General features: G+C 77.1%; 7 protein-coding genes. 6 read left to right on the top strand and 1 reads right to left on the bottom strand.

Annotated features, from left to right (window positions below; all coding sequences use genetic code 11):
* Positions 1-135: 135 nt before the first annotated feature.
* From EF918_RS31040 to EF918_RS31015, 6 genes are all read left to right on the top strand, one after another.
* A complete protein-coding gene (locus EF918_RS31040) occupies positions 136-912 on the top strand; it encodes a hypothetical protein (RefSeq protein WP_125652255.1) in 777 nt (258 codons plus the stop codon).
* A 69-nt stretch (positions 913-981) separates the two neighbouring features.
* The gene (gene fxsA / locus EF918_RS31035; RefSeq protein ID WP_125652254.1) at positions 982-1,170 is read left to right on the top strand and encodes an FxSxx-COOH cyclophane-containing RiPP peptide; all 189 of its coding nucleotides are present in this window, start codon (positions 982-984) and stop codon (positions 1,168-1,170) included.
* Between the two features lie 117 nt (positions 1,171-1,287).
* Positions 1,288-2,553 carry an FxsB family cyclophane-forming radical SAM/SPASM peptide maturase gene (locus EF918_RS31030; protein ID WP_125652253.1) on the top strand — a complete coding sequence of 422 codons (1,266 nt, stop codon included), beginning with the start codon at positions 1,288-1,290 and terminating at the stop codon, positions 2,551-2,553.
* Positions 2,550-3,827, top strand: a complete 1,278-nt coding sequence (locus tag EF918_RS31025) for an HEXXH motif-containing putative peptide modification protein (protein WP_260610823.1) — start codon at positions 2,550-2,552, stop codon at positions 3,825-3,827. The genes EF918_RS31030 and EF918_RS31025 overlap by 4 nt, the downstream gene beginning before the upstream one ends.
* A gap of 124 nt (positions 3,828-3,951) precedes the next feature.
* The gene (locus EF918_RS31020) at positions 3,952-4,821 is read left to right on the top strand and encodes a peptidoglycan-binding protein (RefSeq protein WP_125652251.1); all 870 of its coding nucleotides are present in this window, start codon (positions 3,952-3,954) and stop codon (positions 4,819-4,821) included.
* Between the two features lie 127 nt (positions 4,822-4,948).
* A complete protein-coding gene (locus EF918_RS31015; protein WP_125652250.1) occupies positions 4,949-5,638 on the top strand; it encodes an HAD-IA family hydrolase in 690 nt (229 codons plus the stop codon).
* Between the two features lie 99 nt (positions 5,639-5,737).
* Here EF918_RS31015 and EF918_RS31010 read toward each other — a convergent pair whose 3' ends face one another.
* Positions 5,738-6,337: a helix-turn-helix domain-containing protein gene (locus EF918_RS31010; protein ID WP_221889775.1), complete on the bottom strand. Its 600-nt coding sequence runs from the start codon at positions 6,335-6,337 to the stop codon at positions 5,738-5,740.
* Positions 6,338-6,350: the final 13 nt, after the last annotated feature.

The raw sequence follows: 6,350 nt of genomic DNA, 5'->3' as shown, positions 1-6,350 counted from the left end.
GCACCGAAGCCTCGTCCAACCGCCCGGGCAACTCCCGCAACCCCCCCGCCAGGGGATCGGCTCGGGGTGGCGCGGGTGCGGGTGGAGCTGGCGGCGGGGTTGCGGGAGTTGCCCGGGCGGTTGGACGAGGCTTCGGTGCAGCTTGCCGCGGCCTTGGACGAGGCCGGGGGTGATCCCGGGCTGCGGCTCGCCGGGCTCGTCGGGCTGGCCCGGGTGCACCGGGCGCGCTACGCCCGTGACGGGGACCCGGCGGCCCTGGAGGCGGCCGCGGACGCCTACGCCCGGGCCCGCCGGCTGATCCCGCGCGACGGCCTCGCCTACGGCGAACTGCTCCCCGAATGGGGCGAGACGCTGCTGGACCGGGCCCGGGCCGAGGGCGGCCGCCCCTTCGCCTCGGCCGCCGTCCGCGTCCTGCGCGAGAGCCGCGCGGCGGTCCCCCGCTCCGACCCCCGCGCCGGACCCCGCCTGCTCCGCCTGGCCGTCGGCCTGCGCCTGCGGCACACGTACGAGGGCGACCTCGTCGACCTCCGCGAGGCGGAGTACCTCCTCGAACTGGCCGTCCGCCACGGCCCGCACCCCATGGACCGGGCCCGGGCCTGGCGGGACCACGGCGACGTCCAGCTGGAGATCCACGCCCACACCCACGCCCCGGACCGCCTCGACCGCGCCGCCGACTCCTACCGCCGCGCCTGGCGCGCCGCCCTGGAACCGGACGACGCCACCTCCGACCCGGCCGCCCTGGAACTGGCCGCCCTGGCCCAGCAACTGCGCGCCGAGGTCCTGGAACGCCTCTCCCGCCCCCGCGCCGCCCTCGACGCCTACCGCACGGCCCTGACCCTCCTCAGCCGCCTGCCCACCTCCGACACCGGCCCCCTGCGCGCCCGGGTCCAGGCCCTGGAGGCCGCCCTGTGACGGCCCCGCCGCCCCACCGCGGCGCCCGGCTCCCGTTTCCCCGCCAGGTGGCATGGGCAAGCGGAAGGGATGGGGAACAGGCGCGAGGGTGTGGTGGGCGGGCGGTGCGGTGGGGAGCTGCCCGATCTGTCCGGGGTGGACCTGAGGGAGCTGCGGGGGATCGAGCACCCCGTGCTCGCCGAGGTGCTCGACGGACTGGTCGAGCGGGTGCTGCGGCCCGCCGAGGTGCTCAACGCCTTCGACTCCGGAGTGGTGTGAGGCCGCTTCCCGGCGCCGGAGTTGACCACTTTCCGTCGTTAGGCGCGGTCGCCGGACGGGCAGGGATGGACCGTCCGTAACGGCAGGCACCGGCGAGGATCAGGCGAGGAACCGGCGATGAGGCAGACTTCCGCGCGTGCCGTCACGCGCGACGGCGGGCTGCTGCTGCACCGTGCCCGGGCCGCGTGGCCGTTCGTCGGGCTCGACGTACCGGCCCTACGGGCCGCCGGGCACCGGGCCTCGCCCCTGCGGCAGTTCGTGTTCAAGACGCGCAGCCGGTGCAATCTCGCCTGCACCTACTGCTACGTGTACGAGATGGCCGACCAGGGCTGGCGCCGCCAGCCGCCCGCCATGGCCGACGCCACCGTACGGGCGGCCGCCGGCCGCATCGCCGAGCACGCGCACACCCACCGGCTCGCCCGGGTCGACCTCGTCCTGCACGGCGGCGAGCCCCTGCTGGCCCCGGACGCCGAACTCGCCGCGCCCGTCCGGCTCGTCCGGGAGGAACTGCGCCGCCGGGGGCTGACCACCCGGGTCACCGCCAGTGTGCAGACCAACGGGACCCTGCTGACCCGGCCGCGGCTCGACGCCCTCGCCGCCGCCGGGATCCGGGTCGGCGTCAGCCTCGACGGCGGGCTCGCCCGGCACAACCGGCAGCGGGTGGACCCGCTGGGGCGCCCCGGCTTCGACCGCGCCGCCCACGGGCTGCGGCTCCTGGCCCGGCGGCCCGACAGCTTCGCCGGCGTCCTCACCGTCGTGGACCTCCGCCTCGATCCCGTCGAGGTGTACCGGTCGCTGGCCGGATTCGCGCCGCCCGCCGTGGGCCTCCTGCTGCCGCTGGCCAACTGGAGCAACCCCCCGCCCGGCTCCGGCACCGGCACCCCGTACGCCGACTGGCTCGTCGCCGTGTTCGAGGAGTGGTGGCACGAGCCCGTCCGGCGGACCCGGATACGGATCTTCGAGGAGATCGTGGCACTGCTCCTCGGGCTCCCCGCCGCCACCGAGACCCTCGGGCTCGCGCCCGTCACCACCGCCGTCATCGAGACCGACGGGAGCCTGGAACAGACCGACTCGCTCCGGTCCGCCTACGACGGGGCCGCCCGGACCGGCTACCACCTGGCCACCCACTCCTTCGACGACCTGCTCCAGCACCCCGGCTTCGTCGCCCGCCAGCTCGGCGCCGGCGCGCTCGCCGACACGTGCCGGGCCTGTGACGTCGTCCGGGTCTGCGGCGGCGGGCACTACCCGCACCGGTACAAGGACGGCGCCGGGTTCCGCCAGCCCTCCGTCTACTGCGCCGACCTCGAAGCACTCGTCCGGCACATCGCCGCCGCCCTGGAGCGGCAGGTCCGGGCGCACCGCGCCGCCGGGGCGGCCTCGTGACGCGGCCGCGGACGGCCGTGACCGTCGCCGGGCTGCCCCGCTTCGAGGTGACCGCCGCCCTGCTGCGGGACATCGCCTCCACCGAACCCTCCCCCGAGGGGACCCGGCTCGTCCACGACCTGCGGCGGTCCAAGCGGCTGCTCCTGCTGCGGGCCGTGTGCGACGCCGCCGGACCCGGCGGGGACGTCCCCGCGCACTGGGCCCTGCTCGAGGAGGCCGAGCGGTGCGACCCCGGCGCCGTGCACGACGTCCTGCACTACCCGTCCACCGGCGTCTGGGCCGAGGAGACCCTGCGCCGGCTGCACGCCCGCCGCGGCCCCACGCCCGACCTCGGCCACCTGGGGGCGCTCGCGGTGGCCGCCGCGCTGCGCGCCGGGGTGCCGTTCAAGACCGTGCTGCGGCCCAGCCACGGCCGGCTCGCGCTGCCCACCCTCGGCGTGCTGCGCCCCGAGCGGCCCGGGCCGTTCGCCGTCACCGAGGCGTCCTGGGACCCCGGCGACCCCGCCTGCCTGCCCCTCCACCCGCTGCCCGGCGGCTCTCCGGCCGCCCTCGACGACCTCGACCCGTACCGGGTCGCCGCGCCCGCCGCACGCCCGCCCGTCCAGGCCGCCCGCCGGCTCACCCCTCGCGGGCACAAGCGCTGGGACACCCAGTGGACCGGCGCCCTCACCCTGCTGGAGCGCTACGACACCGCCCGCGCCGAGGAGGTACGCGCCCTGCTGCGCAGCCTCGTCCCGCTGGCGGGCGGCTCCCGCTCGCCCGGGGCCACCCTGCCCGCCGCACCCGGTGCGGTGCTGGTGCGCGGCCAGGCGCCGCCCGCGCTCGCCGCCACCCTCGTCCACGAGGTGCAGCACGGCAAGCTCGCCGCCCTCGCCGACCTGCTCACCTTCCACACCGCCGACCGCACCCCCCGCTACTGGGCCCCCTGGCGCAGCGACCCGCGGCCCCTGGACGGGCTGCTGCACGGGACGTACGCCCACCTGGCCCTCGCCGGGTACTGGCAGCGCGCCGCCCTCTACGGAGCCCGGGGCGCCTGGGCCCAGCACGCCCGCTGCCGCGCCCAGGTGGCCGCCGTGCTGCCCGTGCTGCATGCCGACGACCAACTCACCAAGACCGGACGGCTGTTCGTCGAGGCGATGATCTGCGCCGAACGGCACATGGACGAACTCCCGCCCCCCGGGGACCAGCACGTCACAGCCCGGCGGGCCCTCGACCGCGAGCGGCGGGCCTGGCGCGCACAACACCCCGAACTCGCCGCGTCCGCACCGGGTTGACCGGCCCGGTGGCGCGGTACCTTGGCAGCCCCGGCCACGTGCCGCGAGCTCCACCCCGCCACTTGCCACGAGCGAGCACAGGGAGACGGCCGCATGACCACCAGCCGCCCGGACCCGGGCCCCCGTGACCGTGACCGCGCGGCCGCCGGGCGGCCACGGCGCCGGGCCCGGGGACGGGGACGACACCCCGGCCTACGGGGTCCCCGTGGTGCACGACAGCCCCGGATACGTGGCGCCGGCGTACGAGGCCCCGGTCCACGGCATCGGCGCAGGCGCAGGCGCAGGCGCAGGCGTAGGCGCAGGCGAGGTTCCGGTGTACGGCGGGGCCGGGGGGCCGGACGCCGGGCCGTGGCCGGCCGGGCCGGCGGAGGACACGGTGCTGCTGCGGGCCGTTCCCCCGGGGAGGTCCGGCGGGCGGGGCCGGCGCAAGCGGGGTGGGCTGCCGCTGCTCGCGGGTGTGGGCGCGGTCGCCGTGATCGGGGGCGTGGCCGCGGCCCTGACGCTGTTCCCGGACTCCGGGGAGAGCGACCGGGCGCTGCCCGACCCTTCGCCGACGGCCCCGGCCGTGAGCGTGGCGCCGGTGGGCCCGACGCAGTCGGGGGCCCCGACCGCCGCGCCTTCGGCACCGGCCTCGCGGGCGGCCTCGCCCAGCGCCTCCCGTCCGGCCGCTCCGGCGTCGTCCGCGAGCGCGAAGCCGGCGCCCTCGCCGTCGGCGAGCGCCGGCAAGCCGGCCGGTGCGGCGCCGCCCCCGCCCGTGGCGCCGCCGCAGGGCCCGTCCCTGCGCAAGGGCGACTTCGGGCCCGAGGTGCGCAACCTCCAGCAGCGGCTGCGGCGGATGGACTACTTCGACGGGCGGGCCGACGGGCGCTACGACGACGGAACGGAGTGGGCGGTGGCGGCGTTCCAGGAGGACTACGGCATCAGCCAGGACCCGCCTGGCGTCTACGGTCCGACCACCCGCCAGGCCCTGGAGAGCGCCAGCGACTGGCACTGACCGGACCCCGCTGGCGTAGACCGCCGCTTGTTTTGTATCGTGTAGGAACAAAGTGGTTCCGTCCGCACTCCCTGACCGGTGGACGGAACCGCTTGTTCTCTTTTCCCGCCCCGTCTGGAGCCCCTCCATGCAGGCCAGCACCGCCCCCGCCGCCCCCGTCGTCCTCACCGCCGGGGCCCTGCTCCTGGACATGGACGGCACGATCGTCAACTCGGACGCGGTGGTGGAGCGCTGCTGGCGGGAGTGGGCCGAGGCCCACGGCCTGGATCCGCACGAGGCCATGAAGGTGGTGCACGGCCGGCAGGGCTACGCCACGATGGCCCTGCTGCTCCCGGACCGCCCCATGGAGCTCAACCACGCCGACAACGCCGTGATGCTCGCCCGCGAGACCGCGGACACCGAGGGCGTGGTACCGGTGCAGGGCGCCCCGGCGTTCATGGCGGCCCTCGGCACGCTGCCGCACGCCCTGGTCACCTCCGCCGACGAGGCCCTGGCCACCGCCCGGATGGCGGCGGCCGACCTGCCGATGCCGGAGGTCAAGGTGACGGCCGAGTGCGTCGGGGCCAGCAAGCCGGACCCGGAGGGTTTCCTCAAGGGGGCCGCCGAGCTGGGCGTGGACCCCGCCGACTGCGTCGTCTTCGAGGACTCGGCCGCGGGGATCGCCGCGGGCCGGGCGGCCGGCATGCGCGTGATCGGCGTCGGCCCCCGCGCCGCCGCCCACGGCCCGACCGTGCACGTCGAGGACCTGACCTCGGTCCAGGTCACCCCCGGCCCGTCCGGCGGCATCCGCCTGACCGTCCACGCCCCCGCCGCCTGACGACCCGCACGCCCCGGACCGCCACCGCCCGGCCCCGCACCACCCTGGCCGGCACCGCCCTGGCCTCGGCGACGCCCGGCGCCCACAGCGGGCGTCCGTTCAGGGCTTCGCCGACGGGCCCGTACGGACGACCGCCTGGTCGCCGTGCGGACCGAACAGGTGCAGGACCTCCACCGCGGTACCGCCGGCCGGGCCGAACCAGTGCGGTTCGGTGGTGTCGAACTCGGCCACCTCGCCCGGCCGCAGCGTGAACTCCTGGTCCCCGAGGAGGAGCTGGAGCTCGCCCGCGAGCACGTACAGCCATTCGTAGCCGGTGTGGGTCACCAGCTTGCACTCCCGGTGCGTGAGCACCTGCTTGTACACCTGGAGCCGGCCCGGGTACTGGGTGAGCGGCACCAGGACGTTGCCGCGTTCCCGCTGGAAGGGCGTCAGGTGCACCCGCGGGTCCCCGGTGGCCGGCGCCGCGATGAGCTGGTCCAGCGCCACGCGGTGGGCGCGGGCCAACGGGATGAGCAGTTCCAGGGTGGGGCGCCGTTTGCCGGACTCCAGGCGGGACAGCGTGCTCACCGAGATCCCGGTGTCCCGGGCCAGCGCCTCCAACGTCAGCCCGCGCCCGCGGCGCACCGCACGCAGCCGCGGCCCGATCCCGTCGAGGATCTCCGCGATCTCGCCGTCCGTCACCCCCGAGCCCTCCCCCACGGCGCCGTCGCCC

The sequence above is a fragment of the Streptomyces sp. WAC06614 genome (assembly GCF_003949795.1).
GTDB lineage: Bacteria > Actinomycetota > Actinomycetes > Streptomycetales > Streptomycetaceae > Streptomyces.
The sequence above is the reverse complement of the archived record's forward strand: the minus strand, read 5'-3'. Positions and strand labels throughout refer to the sequence as shown.